This window comes from Paenibacillus sp. J22R3, from assembly GCF_056269305.1.
This window is the reverse complement of record NZ_JBWDNS010000011.1, coordinates 48,603-71,238: the sequence shown is the minus strand read 5'-3', so window position 1 is coordinate 71,238 and position 22,636 is coordinate 48,603. Positions and strand designations below refer to the sequence as shown.

Genomic DNA, 22,636 nt, shown 5'->3' with positions numbered 1-22,636 from the left:
GTGTCTCTAATAGCGGTTGCCCAATATCACTAGGATTTGATTCGGGCGAGTTCTTCTGAGCACATAATACCCGCGGTCAGCACTGGTGGCTATTCCGGTATTGCTCGGCGCACATAGCCCGCCTGGCTGACAAGTTCCATCATCTCGCACCAGCAATTTGCCAACCATGCCTACAGCTACCCACTCCGGCCGATTTAATCGTGGAACGTAGTCTTGAAGCGGATTCCATTCGGGATTCAGGATAGGTTGCCGTTCTGTGCGTCCAGGCGAAAGCAGCTGTCCCGACGCATCCAGCCACTCTGGAATCCGTACATCCTGATAGAGGGTTCGTCCCCACTCATCGGTCAAGAATTTGTGATGCCAGCCCAGGTCTGCGCTATCGGATAGAAAAGCAGGCTTGCCGCTGGTAATGCCAACAATGTAGCGATCAGCAGAACTAGCTATCCGAACCTTGTCTTCGACGAGGGCAAGGAAATATCCCGGATCGATTGGTTGTCCATCAAAGGTTTCAAACATCTCCGCGTAGTCTGCAGCCGGACTGCTCACCGTTCCGTCGATTTTCACATCGCCGCTGCTTAATATTTTCGCTGCCAGGCCGGGCGCTTCCGGACTGGTTCCATTGGCCAAATACCACGAGTAACTCAGCTCGTTGGCAGAGCCGAATTTCCCCATGATGTGTACCCCTTCCAGCGAGTTTGTGGACGTATTTAGCCCTTCCGCGTGCGAAAAGATACCGTCAGCGACCGTATTGACGCCTTGAGCATGGGCGGTAAATCCGCTTGCGGTCGTAATGGCTCCTTCTGCGTGCGAGGATTGACCGCTTGCAATGCTTTGGTTTCCTTCGGCATGCGAGACATCGCCGCTTGCGATTGTGCGTTGTCCTTCCGCATGCGCGAATATGCCGCTGGCTAGGTTCAAATTGCCTTCCACATGCGATGCTCTACCGCTCGCGGTGTTGCTCTCTCCTTCGGCATGCGCGCCTTGTGCGGAAGCGTACGTCTCCATTCCTTCGGCGTGAGAATTCAAGCCGGAGGCTTGGGTCAACTCCCCTTCGGCATGTGCATTCATCCCATCGGCTATTGTATTCATTCCCTCTGCATGCGAGCGGTCGCCGATGGCTTGTGTTACTTCACCTTCTGCATGCGCATAGATACCGGACGAAGTCGAGCCGCCGCCTTCCGCATGGGAAGCAGGTCCAATTGCAATCGTAAAGTAGCCCTCAGCGTGCGCGGCAAAACCGCTTGCAACGGACAAAAACCCTTCCGCATGTGAAGCCTCATTGGCGGCAGCCGTTTCTCTGCCTTCGGCATGCGAATAGATTCCCTCCGCGAGCGTACTTCCGCCTTCCGAATGGGAAGCGGGACCTTGGGCCGTATTTGCATAGCCTTCCGCATGAGAGGCAAACGCGCTCGCCGTGGATTGAAACCCTTCCGCGTGAGAGGCGTCCCCGCTTGCTAATGTATCTGAACCTTCAGCCTCGGAGCATGTCCCCGTGGCTTGTGCGTTACATGGTGCCATGTTGCAACATCTCCTTTGGTAAGCCATAATGATGGTGAATCTATTTCCATATTATTACATGAGCGAGATTATGCTTGGATGCTAGAGTTCTTTTTCTGAACGTATATAGAATTGAGTCACGGCAAGGAGGCGAGCAGTGTGTCACACGATAGCTGGAGCAGTATAGACAATACAATGTTGGGGATTCCTGGGGGAGAAATCGAACTAAGGGACGGAGGTCCAGCTATGACCACAGACCATCAGCTTCAGCAGCTCTTTGATGAACCGATTGAACAGATTACGGCTCTCGATCCCGGTTACTCCGGGCATGCCAGCGACGTCTGGCTGGTTAAGACCGCTGCTGGGGAGCAAGTCGTACGTGCATCCAGAATGAAGGAAGCGCCGACCCATGAGTTTTGGTGGGGATGTTATGATTTATTCGGGATAGATCCCAGACATATGTGCCACTTCATAGCGAATGCTGCAATGCTCCGTACAATCGCAGAAATTCCGGCACCGCGAATACATAAGCATCAGATCAACGAGGGCGGAGAATATCTCGTCGTCGAGCGAATGAACGGACAAACACTCCGCTCGTTCACCCAGCAATCCGATGCGGTTCTGTATCAATTAGGCGTCTGGCTGGCGCGCGTGCATGCGCAGCGTTACGACTATTTCGGCAACCTTGCCGGCACTCAACGAGTTCCACAGCCAACATTCCATACACACTTGGCGAATACCATGAGGCAGCTCGTCCAAATCGATTATGCGAATGATATCAAGATTAAGGCGCAGCTCGATGCGATGCTTCATGCACTTGACGTTCTTCCGGTCCCGCAGCACTTCTGTCCTATTTTTATTGATCTGGATTCGTCACAGTTCCTATGCGAGGATGGGTTGTTGTCCGCGGTCGTCGATGTTGAAGCTTATGCAGCAGGTCCTCGTGAGCTTGATTTTGTCGGATTGGAGTATGTGCTCGATGAGCGCTCTGCGGCTTCTTTCCTCAAAGGTTATTCATCGATTCTCGCCCCTCCGGATTTAACTGACTATCGCACCGTGTATCGTTATTTCTATCGGTTGTTAGGCGTGCAAGGATCTGTTGATCTGGATCTATGGCTCAACCAGCAGGTGTTATTTGAGTGAAACGGAGAATCGCCCCATGAAGAAAAAGAAGAAAACCAGAGATATGGTTTATGTCAGCCAAATGCATCCGAATAACTGCTTCTATTCGTATGGAATTGAATTTCATGAGTTTATGTATAGTGTGTCTCCCAGACCGGAGAACCTGATCCTGCTCCAACATCAATTTTCGAATGAGCAATGGAATCCGCACTCTCGGCTCGATTATGTGACGCGGGAAGAGCTCGATGAGTTGATTGAGGACGATGTTTATGGTTATGGGGATTTTTGTTGGGTGGATTTCGCGCGAGAAGAGGATCTGGATGCATTAAGCGACAATCAAATTGCCGAATTATTATTCTTCGGGCATTTCGCCAGACCGTTGCACCAGGTGCCTAAGTTGAGATTTGCGTATTACGCGCATGATGATGGGTGGTTCAACAAGCTCTTTGTGACGGACCTGCATGATTATGAAGAGCTTCTCGCCAACGTGATTGTCGAGAAGCTTCGGAAGTTAACGGGAAGAGAATTTGGACCTATTCCGACCGAAATCTCTACGGTACTATTGGAATCTACCCGAGATGGATTACTCATTGATTTGTCCAAAGCGATCAAGGATACTGCTGAATATAAAATACCGATTGCGGCTGTTGGTCATTTCACGGATATGGACAACGTCTATGAGTTACGTAATGAGATTTGTGATTATAGCACATGGCTGGTTTATTCAAAGTCGGTTTGGAAACTTATCAATTAACTTTGAGGATCGAGTAGATCCACTTCCCAGAAACAAGGAAAAATGTTATTGTTCATATAGGAACAAATGTTCTTTTTTTCTGTGGGAGGGCGAAGTGAAATGCAAGCTGTTGAAGCCAAGAGTATTCTAATTCCTAATAAATACCCTGCCGGTTGGTTTGGGACTAAATATACCATGAATCTGTATCGCGGCTGTGACATCCAGTGTATCTACTGCGATTCGCGAAGTGAGCGGTATGGGATCGACGACTTTCACAATGTTACGGTCAAAACAAATGCGCTGGAGCTGCTTCGTAAGGAGCTGGCTGCAAAGAGAAGCAGAGAATCGACGATCGGTACGGGTTCGATGAGTGATCCGTATACGCTGATGGAACGCAAGCTGCTGATGACGCGGCGTGCACTGCAAATGATTGCCGAGTTCCGGTTTCCGGTACATATTACAACGAAGAGCGACCTCATTCTCCGAGATTCCGACGTCCTGCAGCAGCTAAGCACGAAGTATGCCTCGGTTGCGGTGACAATTACGACTGCTGACGACGAGCTGGCCCGCAAATTGGAGCCTCATGCAGCTTCCTCAACAGAGCGATTCCGCACGCTTGCTGAACTTGAGAAGCTTGGAGTCGTGACGACGATGACGATGATGCCTATTCTGCCCTTCTTGGAAGATCAAATGGATAACATTGATCAGCTTGTTGAGCGGGCTGCGGCCGCCGGTGTCAAACATATCATTGCGGCTTTCGGCGTTACTTTGCGAGACCGGCAGCGGGCGTATTTCTATCGAAAGCTGGATGAGGAATTTCCGGGATTGAGCAATCAATATAGAAGGACATTTGGACTTGCCTATGAGTGTAAGTCGAAGAACGAGAAGGAATTGGAGCTTCGCTTCCGTGAAGCCTGCTCGCTGCACGGAATATCAACCGAAATGCCCTATTATCAACCGCCGGTTGCGGATTCGTTCCAAATGAGTTTGTTCGACGATGAGGAGTGTTCCTATGGATGACCTTGACATTGTACGCCAATTCTACGATGATACCGTGCATTATGAATGGGAGAGGCTCGATCGGCACAAGGTTGAGTTTGAGCTTAGCAAACGATATATGAACCGCTATATCAAGCCGGGTGATAAAGTTCTTGATCTCGGCGGTGGTCCGGGCAGGTATTCTCTTTATCTCTCGGAGCTTGGCTGTGAGGTGACGCTGGCTGATCTGTCGCCAAACAATGTGAGCTTTGCTCGGAACAAAGCGCAAGAGCTTGAGTTACCCCTTGAAGTGCTGTGTGCAGACAGCCGCGACTTATCGAGCATTGCGGATGAGCAGTTCGATCATGTGCTGTGCATGGGTCCGATGTATCATCTGAAAGAAGAGAAGGATCGAGCTGCGACCATTCAGGAATGCCTTAAGAAGCTTAAGCCGAACGGAGTCCTATTCGTATCCTTTGTTTCTTCTTATTCATTCGTTTGGGATTACTTCATCCGCAACCCGGCATTCATCCTAGCAGATGATCGCAGGTCTGAGCTTCAAACGATGATTGAGGATGCGAATTTTGCCGGACATGGATTCACGGACAACTATTACATCCGTCCCCGAGATGTAGCGCCGTTCTTTGAGGCCTTTCAACTGGAGAAGCTGCACGTGATCAATTGCGAAAGCTTCTTATACTTGCGGGAGCCGGAGCTTCTTGCGCAGCCGCCCGAGGTGGTATCGGCTTGGCTTGACTTGGCGGAGCAAGTTTGTGAGCGCGAGGAGCTATTGAGTTTAGCTGAACATTTCATGTATGTGGGTAGGAAGAAAGAATAGATGATCGTTACGTGGAGGGCTGCCGATCAGGTGGCCTTTTGTCATGCCGATAAAAGAATTTATGATAAACGAAAACCGTTTGCCGCTCTGCACAGTCTAACTTGTAGAAGAAGCATGATGGCAGGAGAGGAAACGCACGTATGGATAACGAATTGCTGGCTCTTGCAGCTAAACGCGGTGACGATGCGGCCTTCTACAGCCTCATTACGCAGCACAAGGATAAACTGTACCGAATCGCCTATTCGTATTTGAAGAACGAGAACGACGCTCTTGAAGCTGTGCAAGAAGTGACCTGTCGGGCCTACATGCAGATACACAAATTGAAGGAGCCTGGTTATTTCGGCAGTTGGCTGATACGCATACTGATGAACTACTGCGCGGACGAGACCAAGAGGCGGTCTCGCCGGAATGAGATACAGCAAGTAGCGGCCGGTGCCGAAGAGCTGCATGTGGCGAGCGGCGAGTCTGCTTTGCTGGAGAGAGTCATGCTTGAATCAGCGGTAGAACGGCTGGATGCCAACTATCGGACCGTCATTGAGCTGAAATATTATCATGATCTAACGATCACCGAAATTGCGAGAACGTTAGAGAAGCCGGAAGGTACGATCAAAACATGGCTGCACAAAGCACTCGGCGGACTGCGGAAGCGGCTGGAGAAGGACGGTGAACCTCATGAATGACTTTCGCGATTCGAGCGAGCAGGAGTGGCCGCAGTTGGAGGCAATGAAGGAAGAGATTAATCAAATTGCGGTTCCCGGGACGATCGATGAGAGGATTAGGAATGGCATGCGTCTTGGCCGGCAACGCAGAAGGCGCCGCACTGTAACTAGATTCGCATCTTATACAGCATGTCTGCTGCTTCTGACTATGGTAGCTTCAGTCCGCTTCTCGCCTGTTGTTGCGGCCTATGTCGGTGATTTGCCCGGACTTCGGTCACTCGTGGAGCTTATTAATTATGACAAAGGGCTGGAGCTGGCATTGGAAAATGATTTTATGCAGCCGGTCGGCCTCTCCGAGGAGCATGACGGTATTAAGGTGACCGTGGATGGTGTACTAGCCGATGAATCGAGAGTAATTGTTTTCTATACGCTCACGAATATGGATGGACGGAAGCGGGTCGTCAATCTTCAGAAGATCGATCTACGTAATGGCATAGAGTTCAGCAGCGCGCATGGTTCCTCGAATTTCAGCGAAGAGTGGGTAAGCAAGCAAGGGACCTTCGAGTTTAACTTTCAAGAGGGAGCTGAGATTCCGGATACGCTCAATCTGGAGCTTACGGCCGGTAAGGACGAGAAGACAGCTACCGGTCAAGTATGGAAGTTTGCGGTCCCTGTGGACAAAGCGAAGTTTGAAGGCTTGAAGGAAACTATTGCGATCAATAAGACAGTTACCGTGGAAGGTCAACATATTACCTTTGAGAAAATGACCGTATATCCGACCCGGATTGGGCTGGAAGTAGCTTTCGATCCTGCCAACACGAAGAAGATATTCTACTTTGACGATATCCGGATCGAGGATGAGCGCGGTGAAACATTCGGGACCATCACTAACGGCGTATCCGGTTCGACCATAAGCGAGTATCGGCAAGTGCTCTACTTCCAGAGCAACTATTTCCGCAAACCGGACCGGCTTTATCTAAAGGCCGGCAGCATTCGGGCATTGGACAAAAACAAGCTGGAAATCAAGATTGATCTTGATCATAAGAAGCTGCTGTCGGGTCCGGACGATAATCTAATTCTTCAAGACATCGGCACCAGCAAGGAAGACGGTCAGCGCATACTTGTCTTTAAGTTAAAGAGTGATAATCCGCTCGATAAGAACCGTGGGTACAGCTTATTTGACATGAGATTCAAGGATGCATCCGGTAAATCCTTCGAATCGGGTATGACGGGAACGTCCGGCGACATGTTCCAATATTTCATGAAGAAGGCGAACTATCAGAGTCCGCTGACGCTCACGATTACCGATTATCCAATACGAATCGAAGGGGATATTAAGCTGAGAATTAAGTAGTCCATTCTTGAAAGGCCGCCATTCGTGGCGGTCTTTTTAATAGGTCAGTAACCTTTTTGACGCGTAAACGTCTAAGATCTATGAAGATATCCTAATTCATGGTACTGGGGTGGAGTGGAAGTGAGACAATCTCGTTTACTAAAGTTGATCGTGCTCGTTTGTATGGCTAGTTTCATGCTGCCAATAGAAGCTTCGGCGGAAAGCCTGCAGGAGCCATCGATGACAGTTGGAGGAAACGTAATTACGAATGTGAAACAAGTTGCTTCCGGATACGCAAGTACGCTTGCGCTGAAGAATGACGGGACGGTCTGGTCCTGGGGGGCTAACCTTGCGTCTCGCCTGACAACGACCGCCGTTCAAGTTCCGGGCATATCGGATGTGGAGTCCATTTCGTTTTCTTCGACTTATTCGGATACGGCCGCTTTCGTGAAGAAAGATGGGACGGTATGGATGTTGGGGAGTTTACGTTATGGCACTTTCGACGGCGTAACTTATTCGTCAACCGATTCCCTATTCACGAGAGTTCCCAAACAAATGGATGGACTTCAAGACGTGAAGGCTATTGAATTAGGTTATCATGCTGCGTTCGCGCTGAAGAAGGATGGAACGGTCTGGGCATGGGGAAGCAACGAGTATGGCGAATTAGGGAATGGAAAAGTGAAATCCCTCGCCGCACCGGCCCTTGTGGCGGGTTTGCCTCCAATAACAGCCATACATAGCGATGGTATTACAGCCTTCGTAATCGACAAGAACGGTCAACTCTGGTACTGGGGATCACCGTATTGGTATTATTACCAGACGGGGAAACAAGCCGTCATTTCGAAACCAAGACGGTTCGAGAAGCTTGATCATATCAAGGCAATTACAAGTTCGGGAAGCTCTACGCTGCTTCTGCGCACGGACGGTACAGTGTGGTCGTTTGGAGATAATTACGGCGGCGTGCTGGGTAGAAACAAAGATCCGTTGGAAGAGCCGCTCCATCTCGTGCAAATCCCAGAGCTTCAATCGATAGATAAACTATCTTGCGGTTATTTGCAATGTTTGGCGCTCGATCAGCTTGACCAGGTATGGGTATGGGGTAATAACTCTTACCGTCAGATCGGAGACGGTTTGCAGCCGCATCGATTCGATCACCCCGTCAAGCTTGCGAATCAGCAGGCAGTAGAGGTTGTCAGCGGATTTCGGTCTTCTTTTCTCATTAAGAAGGATGGTACATTGTGGGGGGCCGGCTTAAACCGCTATGGTCAGATTGGCCGCGGGTCATTAGGTCAGCTTGGAGGAGAGGAGGGCTTCGGCGTTCCGCCTTACTCGTATGAACCGTACTCATGGGGAACCTTCTCCGTTACCAAATATGAGCCCGTATTGGAGGCTCCACGTGTGCTGGTGAATGGGAAGCAAATTGTCATGTGGTCGATGCAGGTCGATGGTAGCGTTTATGCCTCTGTCAGAGGAATGATGGAAGCGATGGGTTATCGAATGACGTGGAACGCTCAGGACAAAATTGCTGTTGCGCTAAAGGATGGCAAGGAGTTCTCCTTCCATACAGAAGAAACAGGCGGCATTTATGTGAATGGGCAGTCTACCGCCATAGGTAAGGAAGTATATAGTGTAAGAGGTGAATTGCTGGCGCCTGTCCGTGAACTCGGTGCGGCATTTGGCTGGACTACGGGATGGGAGACCGATAGCAATACGATTCGAGTGTCGGAGTAGAATGGAGCATAGTGGAGGAGAAGCCTTAGTATGAGCAAGCAATATCAGTTTCGGCAAAATGAAATCGAACAAATCGTGAGTCACTTTGGGCAAGCGTTCTATGAGAAGGTGTTGCGGGATCTCGAAACCTTCGCCGATCAATGGGCGCTCAGCGCAATTCAGCTCATTCCTTCCTATTCTGCAAACCTGGTGTTTACATGCGAATCAGAGAGATTCGGAAGCGCCGTACTTAAGATCGGCAGAATTTCCTCGGAAGAGATAAACACGGAATATCATACGCTGCACCATTATGATGGCAGACGATTCTGCAACGTGTATGCGGCGGATGTGGTTCGAGGCGTGCTGCTTGAAGCGTGCGTCAAGCCGGGCAATCCGCTAAGGGAAGAGACTTCGCTTGCGGCAAGATTGGACGTATTCAGCTCACTGCACACAGACCTGCACATAGCGGCAGATAACGCAGAGTTATATCCGACTTATGTAGATTGGGTCAGCAGAATAACCGAGTACATGAGCAAGCAGCAAGATTGCAGCGAATTAGCAGCCTACATGAAGAAAGCAGAAGATATCTGCCTATCGGTGGCTGCAGTGTATACACGGCAGATGCTGCTGCATGGCGATTTTCATCATGATAATATTTTGCTTGGGCAGGATGGCGTCTATCAAATCATTGATCCGAAAGGTGTAATAGGCGATCCGGTGTTTGACGTTCCGCGCTTTATCCTAAATGAATTTGATGATGATTATTCGGAGAAAGGCTATGCGAAAATCAACGAGATTATCGTCGTACTTGAGAAGAAGCTGGGCATTCCGAGCGCGATCATCAGACAATGCCTCTTCGTCGAAACGGCGATGGGCTCATGCTGGAGTGCAGAGGATGGTGCAACAGCGGAGGCGTATTCGGATCTTGTCAAACAGGTTGCTTTTGCTGAATCGATCATGAACGGTTGATTGCTCACTTGGATGCAGGTACAGGTTAGGGGGAAATTGAGATGGAAAAAACCATTACAGACCTCTTTCATCGTCATGGCGTCCTTGCTATTGCGGCGGAGAGATATGGGATCAGCATGGAAGAGGTAACTTTAATCGGTGGTTTTCAAAACTTCGTATACGAGTTTCAGCGTAATGGGCGCGAATATATATTGCGAATAACGCCGGGAAGCCGACGTACAGTCGGAGCGGTAAAAGCAGAGCTGGAATGGATCCAATATTTGGTGAGCCACGGCATTTCAGCTTCGATGCCGATTCATTCTGCAGCCGGTGAGTGGACGGAAGTGATTGTGACAGCAGAGATGTTCTTTACTGCGGTTTCCTTCGAGAAAGCGTCAGGGCAGAAGGTGAATTATCCGGCATGTCTGGATGACGATGCGTTATATGAAACTCTTGGTAGAATCACGGGCAAAATGCATGCTTTATCGAAGCTGTATCAGCCTGAAGACGACAGCACTCGCAGATTGGAATGGCATCAGAACGATTACTTGAAAGACATCGATATTCTTCCTCCCTCCCATCAGCGCGTGAAAGAGAACTACAGTCAGATGGTTAGCCGGCTGAACGAAATGCCAACGGATCGCGATGCTTATGGACTTATTCATGGGGATATGGGAGTCGGTAATTTTGTCAGAGATAAAGGCGATGGGAAGATCACGCTGTTCGATTTCGACGAAGCGCAGTACAGCTGGTTTGTTGAGGATATCGCGATCCAGTTGTACTATCTGGTTTATGTCTATGGAGGCGAAGATGGACGAGAGCTGAGGGAGGATCAGGCTCGCAGATTCATGCGTTCATTCATGAAAGGCTATAGCCTCGAAAACACGTTGGGTGAAGAGGATTTGAAGCAAATCCCGTTGTTCTTAAAGCTGAGAGAGTTGATTGTTTACATCGGGGCATTTCGCGACTATGACGGGGATGAAACGTTCAGCAGCTCGGATAATCAGTGGTTTAAGGATTGGATTGCTGAGAGTAAGGTTAGGTTGGAGAGTAACGATCCTATTGTGGATATTTGGTAATTTAAGGTGAGGAGGGCGTAAGCAGCCAAGGTTGCGGCTTGGCGCGGCCAACATGCTGCTTGTGGCGGTTGGCCCCCTCCTAATAAGGAAATGTTGCATAATTGGCAGCATTTCATGACATTATCAGTTTGTATCACCCCCCCCGCCTGTGCCAGATCGTTGTTTCCTCTCGCCAACTTATCCATTTTAAGGTATTTAACGCAACATTTTTCAGGTGCACTCGTCTAATGGTCATCCGGCTTTAATAAACAGGAGGATGATCCCTTGCTTCTTTATAAAAGAGTATTTCCCTTTCTTGTCACCACCGTGTTAGTTGTAACGATACTGCTTAACATCCCCATTTCAGCTTCTGCAGAAGACAGTTCCGGAGCTGTTAATACGTCCAAAGCGAGCGGAATTAAGGTGATGATGAACGGATCCATGCACGAGTTGGACTCCGCTCCGATCGTTTCCAGAGGCAATGTGTACTTATCTGTACGTGATATGGGCCAACTGCTTGGAACGATTGTGTCCTGGAATGCTGCAGCCAAGATGGTGTCCATGAAATACCCGGAACTCTCCGTGAAACTGAGTTACGGTTCTAAGACCGCAACCGTTAATGACCATCAAGTCGCACTAACAGAACCTCTTCTTAACTTACAAGGACGAATCTACGCTCCGCTTCGTTTCTTCTCTGAAGCTACTAAGGCCGAGGTCGTCTGGGATCAAACGAGCAAAACCGTTCGAATTACACGCAAGGATACATACATCAGACCAAGCTCGTGGAGCTATATTTGGCTGAACCCTGTGACGAGTGAGATTTATAGAGCGCTCAGTGAACAGCATCCTGTCGTTCTTATCGGTAAGTTGGAAGGCACTGTGAAAGGCGATCTATCCTTCTATAACGGGGGAGTAAGCGGCCCGAGCAACATCCTTACAGCTGTAGACAAATATACAGACGATAAGTTAGTTCTTCACTATGATGAATATAGCATGCTTGTTCGAGACAACAAGATTGTGAGCCAAAAGAAAGCATCGTATGTGCACAGCTATGAGTCCAATGTAACCTACTTCCAACTGTATCGACCGGATGGCTGGTTACAGCGAATCGTACTATCCGATGGCAAAATCGTGACCGTGGTTGATGAACAAGGCACTACGATAAACGACTATGATTTACCGGCACTTACTGGCAGCGATGAGGTATTTACCGTACTTACAATCGGTGATGATTATTTGGTCGTTCGGCCGAATCGATCAGGACTCCTCACGCTTATCGACCTGAAAGATCACTCCGTCGTTGTGTTGGCGGATAAGCTATTGACTGGTGAAGAGCGGACGAATGCTTTGAACAATAAGGCCTTGTACAGTCTAGATGGGCTATATTATGCCGGCGATATAGGACATGGTTCGCTGGAGTTCATGTACTACAATCCCTTGGATAAGACGAATCGCTCTGTTCGTTTAACTTACGATCGGCCCTCTTACGAGGAGGAACGGAATAATCTGCCGAAGGCCAAAACGCTCAGTGAATTAGCGGCTGCATGCAGTCCGGAAACCATAACATCCGTAAATCTACAGGAGGGGGATCTCTTATATGTTCCACTAATTAGTACCCATAAGGCCGACCATGAATCGATAAACAAGGTCTGCCGGATGCTGAAGAAATTCGTTAAGAGTGGTGTCGAGGAAGCTGCTTCCACTGCTGAAGTTGAAACATTTTTTCACGGGATGTCGATCAGTTTCGCGGACGGGAGCTACTTACAGGTGTATGAAGCGGGGCAAGGCAGATTGGCTACTGGATTAGGACGCGGGAAACAGCTAGTACTGGACGACCTAGAGGCTTATAAGGATTTCAAGCATCTGAAAATACTTCCGCCGAGAGATGGGGGTTGAGAAGATTGTTAGAGGTTAAAAGTGGTTGCGATGTTCTGCAGCGAAGCTGCCTTATGTTGATGCGGTGTTAAGCTAACGAACCCACAGGGCGTTATTAATATCGGACCAACAATAGTCGAGAACATTTTATAAATAAACTCAATCTAGTTGGATTAGATTTCCTATGGCATGATGTAGATGCTGAGTTAAAATCAAATCCATCATGAGCCACCGAGGGGGATCGGTAAATGCTAAAACTTCCTGTCTATCATTCTGTTATATCTTCTGATGCATTAGCTATTGCAATAAACGATCATTATGAAATAGGAGACGTTAGGGAATGCCGGTTTCTATCGAATGGGCTCAATGATACTTATATTCTGAAGACCCGAACAAGCAAATACATTCTTCGGATTTATAAAGAGCATTGGCGGAATAAACATGACGTTGATTTCGAAGTGGGATTATTGAAATATTTGGATAACAAAGAAATTCCGGTATCGGCGCCAGTCCCCAGAAAGGACGGAGGTTACGCAATTGAACTAGATGCCCCTGAGGGTGAGCGCTACGCGGTTCTGTTTACGTATGCGGAAGGCGGCTATTCCGATACTAAAGCGAGCTCGGAGCTGTATGGTGAGCAGGTGGCCAAGATGCATCTGGCTATGGACGATTTCATTTGTGGTCAGGAAAGATTCAAGGTTGATCTGGAGCATTTGCTTAAAGAACCACTTCACAACATTCGACAATCGAAATTGTTATCTCACAGACCAGAGGACATCGATTATCTGGAATCATTGTCTCAAGTATTGTCGAGTCGCATAGCTGAAATTTCAACAGAGTTGGAATGGGGGATGTGTCACGGTGATCTTCATGGAGGCAACGTACATTTTCATGAAGGTGCTTTAACCCATTTCGATTTCGATTGTGGCGGCCTTGGATGGAGAGCTTATGATGTGTCCGTTTTCTTATGGAATAGGGTGAGAGGGAAAGAGAAGGAAGATTACGACAATGAGCATTGGGTTGGTTTCCTGGATGCCTATCAGAAGGTTAAAGTGCTAGGTGAATACGATCTTAAATCGATACCTATATTTGTAGCGATTCGTGAAATATGGTTAATGGGTCTCCACACCGGCTTCGGGCATGTCTGGGGCGCTTGGCAGGACGATCATTATTTTAACACGAATCTGAAGTTTCTCCGGAATTGGTGCGAGCATCATGCAATCCGTGCAACGGCATGATCCATTGCTCAGTGTCTCAACTCCCAAAGACTGCCTGCCGGCAGTCTTTTTTGCGTTGCAACTTTTTGAAGCGATTCACGTCTTAATTAAAGTGTAAAAATATAGAAGTTGAGATCATATAAGGAAGGTGCAGTGTAGATGAAACCCATTCGGAGATCTAGGCTGCGGCTTATGATGGGGACTGCTTATTTTACATGGCGCAGATATGCTCGGTGGCTGTTCGGAGGTATCTCATTCGCGCAGACATTCGCAGTGGAACCGCTGGAACATGTGGTATTTCATCATTCAACGCCAACGCTGCGGAAGCTGAAGGACGTGGATATGTGGCTGCAGCATAACAAAGAGATTAATTTGGCGCTTGCGATTCAACGAATACAAGGGCTCGTCATTGCTCCGGGAGAGACCATGTCTTATTGGAAGCTGATCGGACGAACAACTGCGCGAAAAGGCTATGTGCCGGGCATGGTTTTGCACTATGGAAAATTCAAGTCAGGGTTAGGCGGAGGGTTGTGCCAGCTATCGAATTTAATTTATTGGATGACGCTGCATACGCCTCTTACCGTCGTGGAGCGCCATCGTCATAGTTATGATGTGTTTCCGGACGCGAACCGTACACAGCCCTTCGGCAGTGGAGCGACTTGTTCTTATAATTACTTGGATCTTATGATTATGAATTCGACGTCAGTTCCCTTTCAACTGGTGCTTGAGTTGAAAGACCATGTTCTTACAGGCGAGTGGCGCGCGAGCGAGAAGCCGCTGCATGCATACGAAATCTATGAGAAGGAGCATCGCATCGAGCAGCAGTATTGGGGCGGTTATGTTCGGCGAAACGTGCTTCATCGCCGTGTCTACAATCATGATCGTGAACTGATTAACGATGAGTATGTCACCGAGAACCATGCACTCATGATGTACGCACCTTTATTAACAGAAGCGGCATCAGACTAATCGGATGGAGGTCCAAACGTTAAATGGTGAGCATCGGCTTAATGATTGTAACGGTATTTATTGTCATTGTTACACTGATGTTTGTTGTGGGGGGCATGTTGGATTTTATCAAGCCCAGTGTTCTTCAAGTGCAGCTCTTAGGGCTTCAACTAACGCTGTTTGGCATCTTAATCGTATTAGCTTTCCATGAATCAACAGGATATGGTGTGACGATTGGCATTATTGGGCTTGTTACAGGTGTGTTCGGTTCTTTCAGAGAAAAGGCAGATGTGACTAATAGTAACGGCAGGTGATGATGTGAAAAAGCTATGCTTTCTATTCCTGATCATGCTCTTCTGCGCGGGATGTACGGAGACAGAAGAAGAGAAGATGGATAAGTTATTTATGACAATGTCCGATCCGGATTCGTACGAATTCATTTACCAAGAAGAAGTGCCATTAGGAAGAATACTTCTCTATAAAGATGATACGGGTTTTCGGCACGCCTTTTACTCCAATGAACGAGGGGATTGGAACAGTAGTGGAAATGGAGAGGTAAACCCTGTAGAAGGGTTTGATTGGGGAATGATTAATGCTCCGTATATACCTAAGCTTACTTTTGCAGGTGTCATTACGGATGACGATATACAGAATGTGGTTGTTAAGCAGGTTACAGGAAGTAAGAAGGCTAAAATCATTTCAACGGGACAAGGCCGCTATTGGTTCGTATCCTTCGACGAGCTCGAAGCTGCCCCTATAAATGGACCAGACCCTCTTAAAATCGAAGCATCCGGAGCGGACGGTCAAGTCATTTGGAAAACAGGCATATATGATGGGGAGTATATCTCGGGCAAGGTAAGTAAAGCAGATACAACCGGGGAGAGCAGCTAATGAAAAAGCAGTTAGTTGGTATTGTAATCACCTGTGTGCTGGTTGTTGCGGCGGGTTTGATCGTTGCACTGCAACAGACCGAAATCATGGTAGCGAGGGCAAATGGTTATGGTACATCTCCTGAAGGATACAGCCTCTCGATTAGTCCTTATGGCGATCGATTAATACCTTGCAGCTATGAGCAGGTTAGCACGACAAGTGACGATACCTATATCAATATTTCGTATTCCATCGTTTACGAGCAGAATAAATGGTTCAACAACAATCCGCACATTGTGAAGATCCTTCGATTCGAAAGACCTTTCCCGGATAAACAAAACGCGCAAGTTCAAGGCTTCTATTACCGGCTAGTGGATGAGTCGCTTGAAGCGATAAACGAGGATACTTCTGTCTTCACCAGATTGGTTGAGAAACGAGAAATCTATAATAATCTAGCTGACGTTATTCCGCAATCCATTGTCATTCCTCATGCTGATACGATCAAACAAGCGAGACAGTGGGTGGAACAGCATCATCCGGAGTTTCTGCAGCTATTGGATCAAACCGTCGTAGAAGCACCGGTGTTAAGCAGCTGGAAGCGGGACGGTTATCAACAAAATTACAGCAGTAAATCACCCGAGGGATATTCGACAGAGGATTTCATTGACAGTACGACTTAGCAAGAGTATTAGCTTAATCTAACTATTGAATGGTATTGGAGTTGAAATCGATGTACCTGCGCAGTCTCGAACTGATTAGGAATGAGGAAACAGATCCGAAGCGCTATCCATTCTCCATACCAGCGTTGAAATATTTGAAATCTTTGTCGTTTCGGACAAACGTGACCTTTCTGGTGGGGGAAAATGGTTCGGGGAAATCCACGCTGCTTGAAGCGATTGCGTTTCAATGCGGATTTAATACGGCCGGTGGCGGGCGGAACAATAATTATGATGTGGATGCCGCGCATTCCATTCTTGGAGAGCATCTTCGGCTGTCTTGGATGCCGAAGATTACGAATGGCTTCTTCCTGCGAGCAGAAACGTTCTATCAGTTCGCTTCGCATATTGATACGATGCCGGATAGCCTGCCGTATTACGGCGGTCGTTCGTTGCACAAGCAATCCCATGGGGAAGCATTCCTGTCGCTGTTCCAGCATCGATTCGGCAAGAAGGCGATCTATCTGCTCGATGAGCCGGAGGCAGCATTATCGCCTGCAAGGCAGCTGGCTCTAATGCGAGTCATTAAGGACCTGGAAGAGGATGCGCAGTTCATAATTGCGACGCATTCACCAATTCTGCTTGGCTACCCGGATGCTCAAATCGTTAACTTCGATGTCCATCCCATTGAGGAAATCAGGTATGAGGATACGCTGCATTATATCGTTACAAGGCGGTTTCTCGAGAATAGGAAGACGGTTCTTGATGAGTTGTTCTCGGATTCGGATGATGATGATGACGAGTGAAGGTGCATCTGGATAAAAGAAAGAGCTGCCCGTAATGCGGCAGCTCCCAGGTTTACGATTTGAGATAAGGAATTTTCAACACATCGCCTGCTTTAATATCGTCGTTATTTTGCAGATGATTGGTTTGTGCAATGTTGACAGCGTATTTAGCGGAACCATAGTGTTTCTTGGAGATGCTGGAGAGCGTCTCGCCCTGCTGCACAGTATGATTCGCAATCGGCTTCACGACCGGAATAGCCGGAATGATAAGGGAGCTTCCCGCGATCAAATTCTTGGTAGGATCCAGCTTGTTTTGTTTCACGATCAACTCTACATTCTTCTTCGTTTGATAGAATTGCAGGGAGATGGTAGACAAGGTATCGCCGGTGCGCACCAGATAGGTTGCCGGTAAGGTGACCTTGGAGTAGTCCATGTCCTGTGGCTTAGAAGCTGATGCTCCGGCAGTCGATGAGATCGCCGGAATCTTGATGGTATCCCCTTCGACCATATCATTAATAAACACAATATGGTTGTATTCCGCCAAGCGAGCGACATGCTGCTTCGAATGATAGAATTTCATCGAGACGGAGGACAGCGTGTCCCCTTTTTTGAGAACATAGGTCATCGGGTATTTCACGGCAGGCTTAGAGGCTGAGCTTGATGTTGGTTTACTAGTCGGCTTACTGACCGGTTTGCTGGCTTGGACGACCTTAATTTCCGGCTTCTCCGGCGTAACGACCGGGTCCGCAGCAGCCTCTTGATCGTTACTGGCCGAAGTCGCGGGCTTCGTGGTAGTAGTCGTGTTGCCAGTGGATTCCCCGGGAGCAGGCGCTAACTCATGAACAGCCTTGTCTCCGTCATCCTTGGTTGTAGAATCATGAGTGATCACTTGCATGCCCACGGGATCATTCCCTGTGGCGGCTTGCTTCGGTGCGGAGCCGGATTGTGCTGCATAAATGCTATACAGGATTCCACCAATAATAACGATACCTGCTGTTGCCTGTAGGAGGAGTAGGGTGGATTTCTTCTTTTGCGTACGAGCGGCTCTGGGCTGAAAACCTTTGTCTTTCGAGTTTCTGTTCAAAGCGCACACTTCCTTTCATGTTCAGAATCTCTATCATTCTTTATATCTTACTATAATTATCCAAGGCAAAACGGAACATCATGGAAATCAGGTGATTGGCACTATACGGGGCAGGAGAAAGCACCTACTTCTGTTCGGGCATATGATTCTGAAGCCGATAATCATGTGACAGAGGGGAGCAACTCGGGCATTCGAAGTAGCCCATGCTGGTCATGGAGAGGAAATGATCCGAGCGTTGCGAATCATATAGAAGGCTAATTCAAACGAAAAATACAGATGAAAAATTGATCGGAGGTTGTAATTATGACTGCATACGAAAAACCGAATCTATCTATCGCCGAGATAGAGGATGTATTGATCGCTCATCTGGGATCAGCCGTGACAGAGATCACGCCGATGTCAGGAGGCAACCTGAGCAGCGTGTTCTCCTTTATACATGCAGGAAGAGGTCATGTCATTAAATTCAGCGACATGGCAGGGGCATACGAAACGGATCGTTACATCTCGAACCTGTTATCTAGTCAGGGAATACCTTTTCCAAGGATTCTGGGGCAAGGGAAAGTCGGGCATTTGGGATATGTAATCATAGATCGAATAGAGGGCGGCAATCTCGCAGATTGCACCGAGGAGCAGCAACGTAACCAACTTCCGGAGTTGATACAGATTTTGACTCGTATTAACCATGTCGAGCTGGGCTCAACAAGCGGATATGGGTGGATTACACCTACGGGAGACGGAACGTATCAGACGTGGAAGGACTATTTGGTTGATGTGTTCTCGGAGGATCAGACGGGGAACTTCTGGGAGAACTGGTATGACCTCTTTCAAACGACCTGCTTGGAGAAAGAGGTGTTTGACGAATGCTACAGCCGGTTAATGACGTATTCGGTCTACAATGAGCCGTATCGTCATTTTATTCATGGGGATTTTCACCAGTGGAACATCTTATCGGACGGCAAGTGCATTACCGGGATCATAGACGGTAACTGCGCCTACGGCGATTTCCTTGTAGATCTCGCGATACTGGATAGGCATATGCCGGGGCTTGAAGTGGTTCAAGCTTATCAGGATTACCAAGAGCAAGCCGGAATTGTAATTCCGGATTTCAAGGAGAGATTGCTGGGTGCGTATTATTTTAAAGGTATGGATGGGCTTCGCTTCTATGCCAAAATGGGCTGGAACGATGCCTATCAATCGACGCGTAACTTCCTTCTAAGCTTGAATAAGTGATATCTGATCGAACAGAAACGCAAAGGAGATAAATATGCTAACGACTGGACAATTACTGGATATCGAACAATTGCAGATCGAGTGTGAAGCTCATGATCATGCACAGCTGAAGCTCAACTGGGAGATGCTTAGAGGACGCGAATCAGACCGACTCGATTTGTTTCATTATGATAATGAACAGCTTATAGCGTTCGTTGGTTTGTATGCTTTTGGCTCAACGGTCGAAGTATGCGGCATGGTGAAACCGAGTGAACGGCGGAAGGGGCATTTCCAGCGCTTGTTCCGGCATGCGATGGAGAAGGTCCAGCAGAACGGATTCAAGAGAATCTTGTTGAATGCGCCTGCGGGATCAGATGCGGCAAAAGCATTCTTGAGAAAACAAGGCGCCGAGTATGCATTCTCGGAGCATCAAATGGAGTGGCAGGATAAGCCGCTTGGCGAAACGGACGGCATTATACTGAGGCCAGCGACGCCGGAAGATTACGAAATGCGTGTACGCATATCCGTGCAGGCGTTCGGAGATGACGAAGCAGATGCCCATGCGATGGAAAGTCGCGTTTATGCGGGTAACACCGATGTATTCATGATTGGCGTTAATGAAGAGACAGTAGGGAAAATCCGAGTGAGTCGCGAAGAGGGGCAAGCATGGATTTATGGATTTGCCATTCTACCCGAACACCAAGGCAAAGGGATAGGCAGCAAAGTACTACGCCGAGTTATCCATGAGCAACGTGCGGCCGGATATTCGGTACATTTGGAAGTCGAAACGAAGAATGACCATGCTTTAAGGTTGTATGAATCGGTTGGATTCAAAGTGGTACATGCACAGGATTATTACAGCTATCACGGGTGATTAGGCTAACAAGGGAATAGATTGGGAGGTCAAGGTTTGAAGAATAGACTAAGCCTTAGTGTACTCGGTTATGCAGTCTATCTGGTAGGCTTATCGACCCTATCATTTGTATTTTACTGGATTATAAGAATATGGATCGCAATGGGGCGTTTCACAGCAGCTGATGCCTCGCCGGGTGACATTGGTGAAACCGAAAAAATGTTTTATAGTTTCGTTGTCCCCATTGGATACGGTGTGATTATGACCTTGCTTTCCTTTGTGTACCGTCAGATCGTTGGGAAATATTCCGTTAATCTGAGTGCAATCTTTATACTCGCAATCAATGTACTTATTACTGTTTACCTCATGGCACAATTTAGAATCTTTGCTTTTAGTTAATGATGCGGCATGTAACAATATGTTCATTGGGCAGGACCGGGACACCCCTGTATACTGAATAGAGAATCTCGTCCCGGATCGGGGCGAACTAGGAGGTCGAAGTTCATGCAGTTCACTACATCAATGGGCCGTTTGCGAATTATTACCCTCTTGGAAGGGCTCTCTTACATCGTCCTGCTCTGCATCGCTATGCCACTCAAGTATGCCGCTGATCTGCCGGAAGCCGTGAGCATTGTCGGCTCGTTGCATGGATTGTTCTTCGGGCTTTATCTGATTGCGGTCGCACATGTGACGTTCGTTCATCGTTGGTCTCTGGTCAACGTGCTATTCGCGTTAGGCGCTGCCTTTCTCCCGCTCGGCAATTTCTTGCTGGACCGCCGCTTGCTGCGGAAATAGTAGGGTTGCTTAATTACACCGCGAATCCAGACGGTAGAACAGAGTTGAATTGATGACGGTGTCTACCATTGGCGATGTAAGGCCAAGCAGTTGCCAACCGGCGGCGGCCATGGCTTCCTCATTGACTGCTTCATACATCAGTTGGCGTATACCTTCCGCTGTACGTATTGCCACCAAGGTGTCCGTATTCGTACGGCGGATTTGCTCAAGCACATCGTCCTTCCGCGATACAAGACTTGCAATAAACACGTGCCGATACGAAGCATAATCGAACGCTGCACCGTCTCCCAGTACAATTTGCACGTTATCGCTTAGGTCGAGTCGTTCCATCAACAACCGTGCAGCCTCGCAGGCGTCCGGATCGATATCCAGACAGCAGACGTTCACATTCCATCGCAGATGAAGCAGCACAGCACTAAGCGGTAAAGGTCCGCTTCCCACGAAGACGATAGGCGCAGAGGCGTCTTCCGGCCGACTGAGCCTGCCGAGTTGCTTAATCTCCTCACCGACAAGACTTTCATATTTCCTCCAGTTCTTATATTGGAACAGGCTGTCTACCCCGAAATAGAGCTGATTGCAGAGGTGACGGGAGTCGAACAACTCCATCTGGTACTCGGCTTCAGATAGCTTGTCAAGCAAACCTGTCTTCAGAGCTGCTATGTCTGCATTCCCAATAACATATCGGATTTCATCCGATGTGTAGGGTTGCCTGATAACCTCTGACAGATTAGAGATCATTCTCGTGATCTTGGAATTTGAAGGCGACAGATCCGACTCTCGGTGAAGGACATCATACGTCTCCTTTACAATGGTGATCAAATCTGTGATTCGCTTAGATGATGTGGCTATAGAATATTCCATAAGCGACTACCTCCAATCCATTTCATTACCTTATCCTGAACCCAATATATTCGATCTATTAACTATTTAGTAATCGCTAGTTCAAAATAAGAAGGGCTGCCAATTGGCAGCCCTTCTCGTTCTATAGGAGTTCTATTTCATCGCTAGCTGAGTCTCGCGAATAGGATGTAATCCACTGGCTGGGGCTGAGCCCCACTCTGGCGGAGCATGGTGTTGATCTGGCCGCGGTGGTACTGACCATGCAGGGCGGCATGGGTCAGAATGTCCCGAGTCGATGTCTCAAACGGTGCTCCCGCCTGGCTTCGATACGCTACAAGCGTGTCCAGCTGCTCTTCGGGCATGGCGCTGAGCAAAGCATCATAGCCACTTCCGTTCGCTTCGATCAGTGCTGCACAGTCGAGCGAATCCGCATCGTCTACCCACAGCACGATTCCTTCACTGCTCTCGCCGCGCAGCCGAGTCAGCCAGATGCGCTCCGCCTGAAGCACGTGCAGAAACAGAAGCATTGCCTTATTCGCTTCATCCTTCGGCGCAGCTTGTAACGCCTCAAGCAGCTGGCGGTTTGCCCAATCCATATGCGCGAACATATTTCGAATCGTTTGCATGA

Annotated in this window: 24 protein-coding genes; 20 read left to right on the top strand and 4 right to left on the bottom strand. The window is 48.3% G+C overall.

Annotation, left to right across the window (positions count from 1 at the left end; all coding sequences use genetic code 11):
- Positions 1 to 6: 6 nt before the first annotated feature.
- Positions 7 to 1,518 (bottom strand): peptidase G2 autoproteolytic cleavage domain-containing protein, encoded by a 1,512-nt coding sequence (locus AC0YN4_RS29745; protein ID WP_475837496.1) that lies wholly within the window; start codon positions 1,516 to 1,518, stop codon positions 7 to 9.
- A 225-nt stretch (positions 1,519 to 1,743) separates the two neighbouring features.
- Between AC0YN4_RS29745 and AC0YN4_RS29740 the strand changes: the two genes are divergently transcribed.
- The 16 genes from AC0YN4_RS29740 to AC0YN4_RS29665 all read left to right on the top strand — a co-directional run bounded on the left by AC0YN4_RS29740 (position 1,744) and on the right by AC0YN4_RS29665 (position 17,248).
- Entirely contained in the window at positions 1,744 to 2,640 is an 897-nt protein-coding gene (locus AC0YN4_RS29740; protein ID WP_475784558.1) for a phosphotransferase, read from the top strand.
- 16 nt (positions 2,641 to 2,656) lie between these two features.
- Positions 2,657 to 3,373, top strand: coding sequence for a hypothetical protein (locus tag AC0YN4_RS29735; RefSeq protein WP_475837495.1), 717 nt, complete (start codon positions 2,657 to 2,659; stop codon positions 3,371 to 3,373).
- A 99-nt stretch (positions 3,374 to 3,472) separates the two neighbouring features.
- Positions 3,473 to 4,372, top strand: coding sequence for an SPL family radical SAM protein (locus AC0YN4_RS29730; RefSeq protein WP_475837494.1), 900 nt, complete (start codon positions 3,473 to 3,475; stop codon positions 4,370 to 4,372).
- Entirely contained in the window at positions 4,365 to 5,168 is an 804-nt protein-coding gene (locus tag AC0YN4_RS29725) for a class I SAM-dependent methyltransferase (RefSeq protein ID WP_475784555.1), read from the top strand. Before AC0YN4_RS29730 ends, AC0YN4_RS29725 begins: the two co-directional genes overlap by 8 nt.
- A gap of 140 nt (positions 5,169 to 5,308) precedes the next feature.
- On the top strand, positions 5,309 to 5,848 hold the full coding sequence (locus AC0YN4_RS29720) for a sigma-70 family RNA polymerase sigma factor (protein WP_475784554.1): 540 nt from the start codon (positions 5,309 to 5,311) through the stop codon (positions 5,846 to 5,848).
- The gene (locus AC0YN4_RS29715) at positions 5,841 to 7,181 is read left to right on the top strand and encodes a DUF4179 domain-containing protein (RefSeq protein WP_475837493.1); all 1,341 of its coding nucleotides are present in this window, start codon (positions 5,841 to 5,843) and stop codon (positions 7,179 to 7,181) included. Before AC0YN4_RS29720 ends, AC0YN4_RS29715 begins: the two co-directional genes overlap by 8 nt.
- Positions 7,182 to 7,301: 120 nt before the next feature.
- A complete protein-coding gene (locus AC0YN4_RS29710) occupies positions 7,302 to 8,891 on the top strand; it encodes a stalk domain-containing protein (protein WP_475837492.1) in 1,590 nt (529 codons plus the stop codon).
- A 30-nt stretch (positions 8,892 to 8,921) separates the two neighbouring features.
- The gene (locus AC0YN4_RS29705; protein WP_475784551.1) at positions 8,922 to 9,839 is read left to right on the top strand and encodes an aminoglycoside phosphotransferase family protein; all 918 of its coding nucleotides are present in this window, start codon (positions 8,922 to 8,924) and stop codon (positions 9,837 to 9,839) included.
- A 41-nt stretch (positions 9,840 to 9,880) separates the two neighbouring features.
- Entirely contained in the window at positions 9,881 to 10,897 is a 1,017-nt protein-coding gene (locus AC0YN4_RS29700; protein ID WP_475837491.1) for a phosphotransferase enzyme family protein, read from the top strand.
- Between the two features lie 264 nt (positions 10,898 to 11,161).
- Positions 11,162 to 12,772 (top strand): copper amine oxidase N-terminal domain-containing protein, encoded by a 1,611-nt coding sequence (locus AC0YN4_RS29695; RefSeq protein WP_475837490.1) that lies wholly within the window; start codon positions 11,162 to 11,164, stop codon positions 12,770 to 12,772.
- 227 nt (positions 12,773 to 12,999) lie between these two features.
- Positions 13,000 to 13,989: a phosphotransferase gene (locus AC0YN4_RS29690; RefSeq protein ID WP_475837489.1), complete on the top strand. Its 990-nt coding sequence runs from the start codon at positions 13,000 to 13,002 to the stop codon at positions 13,987 to 13,989.
- A 138-nt stretch (positions 13,990 to 14,127) separates the two neighbouring features.
- Positions 14,128 to 14,937 carry a VanW family protein gene (locus AC0YN4_RS29685; RefSeq protein ID WP_475837488.1) on the top strand — a complete coding sequence of 270 codons (810 nt, stop codon included), beginning with the start codon at positions 14,128 to 14,130 and terminating at the stop codon, positions 14,935 to 14,937.
- Between the two features lie 23 nt (positions 14,938 to 14,960).
- On the top strand, positions 14,961 to 15,230 hold the full coding sequence (locus AC0YN4_RS29680; protein ID WP_475837487.1) for a hypothetical protein: 270 nt from the start codon (positions 14,961 to 14,963) through the stop codon (positions 15,228 to 15,230).
- A gap of 4 nt (positions 15,231 to 15,234) precedes the next feature.
- Positions 15,235 to 15,807: a hypothetical protein gene (locus AC0YN4_RS29675; protein ID WP_475837486.1), complete on the top strand. Its 573-nt coding sequence runs from the start codon at positions 15,235 to 15,237 to the stop codon at positions 15,805 to 15,807.
- Positions 15,807 to 16,466: a hypothetical protein gene (locus AC0YN4_RS29670; protein ID WP_475837485.1), complete on the top strand. Its 660-nt coding sequence runs from the start codon at positions 15,807 to 15,809 to the stop codon at positions 16,464 to 16,466. The genes AC0YN4_RS29675 and AC0YN4_RS29670 overlap by 1 nt, the downstream gene beginning before the upstream one ends.
- 50 nt (positions 16,467 to 16,516) lie before the next feature.
- Positions 16,517 to 17,248 carry an AAA family ATPase gene (locus tag AC0YN4_RS29665; RefSeq protein WP_475784543.1) on the top strand — a complete coding sequence of 244 codons (732 nt, stop codon included), beginning with the start codon at positions 16,517 to 16,519 and terminating at the stop codon, positions 17,246 to 17,248.
- 52 nt (positions 17,249 to 17,300) lie between these two features.
- Here AC0YN4_RS29665 and AC0YN4_RS29660 read toward each other — a convergent pair whose 3' ends face one another.
- Positions 17,301 to 18,311, bottom strand: a complete 1,011-nt coding sequence (locus tag AC0YN4_RS29660; RefSeq protein ID WP_475837484.1) for a LysM peptidoglycan-binding domain-containing protein — start codon at positions 18,309 to 18,311, stop codon at positions 17,301 to 17,303.
- Between the two features lie 303 nt (positions 18,312 to 18,614).
- Here AC0YN4_RS29660 and AC0YN4_RS29655 point away from each other — a divergent pair, with 303 nt between their 5' ends.
- The 4 genes from AC0YN4_RS29655 (at position 18,615) to AC0YN4_RS29640 (ending at position 21,168) form a co-directional block, all read left to right on the top strand.
- On the top strand, positions 18,615 to 19,541 hold the full coding sequence (locus tag AC0YN4_RS29655) for an aminoglycoside phosphotransferase family protein (protein ID WP_475837483.1): 927 nt from the start codon (positions 18,615 to 18,617) through the stop codon (positions 19,539 to 19,541).
- 34 nt (positions 19,542 to 19,575) lie between these two features.
- A complete protein-coding gene (locus AC0YN4_RS29650) occupies positions 19,576 to 20,394 on the top strand; it encodes a GNAT family N-acetyltransferase (RefSeq protein ID WP_475784540.1) in 819 nt (272 codons plus the stop codon).
- 36 nt (positions 20,395 to 20,430) lie between these two features.
- Positions 20,431 to 20,772 (top strand): hypothetical protein, encoded by a 342-nt coding sequence (locus AC0YN4_RS29645; protein WP_475784539.1) that lies wholly within the window; start codon positions 20,431 to 20,433, stop codon positions 20,770 to 20,772.
- Positions 20,773 to 20,877: 105 nt separating this feature from the next.
- On the top strand, positions 20,878 to 21,168 hold the full coding sequence (locus tag AC0YN4_RS29640; protein WP_090980738.1) for a DUF3817 domain-containing protein: 291 nt from the start codon (positions 20,878 to 20,880) through the stop codon (positions 21,166 to 21,168).
- A 9-nt stretch (positions 21,169 to 21,177) separates the two neighbouring features.
- Here AC0YN4_RS29640 and AC0YN4_RS29635 read toward each other — a convergent pair whose 3' ends face one another.
- Together AC0YN4_RS29635 and AC0YN4_RS29630 are read right to left on the bottom strand one after the other, a co-directional pair.
- Positions 21,178 to 22,029 carry a nicotianamine synthase family protein gene (locus AC0YN4_RS29635; RefSeq protein ID WP_475837482.1) on the bottom strand — a complete coding sequence of 284 codons (852 nt, stop codon included), beginning with the start codon at positions 22,027 to 22,029 and terminating at the stop codon, positions 21,178 to 21,180.
- Positions 22,030 to 22,172: 143 nt separating this feature from the next.
- Entirely contained in the window at positions 22,173 to 22,634 is a 462-nt protein-coding gene (locus AC0YN4_RS29630; protein WP_475784537.1) for a DinB family protein, read from the bottom strand.
- Positions 22,635 to 22,636 lie beyond the last annotated feature (2 nt).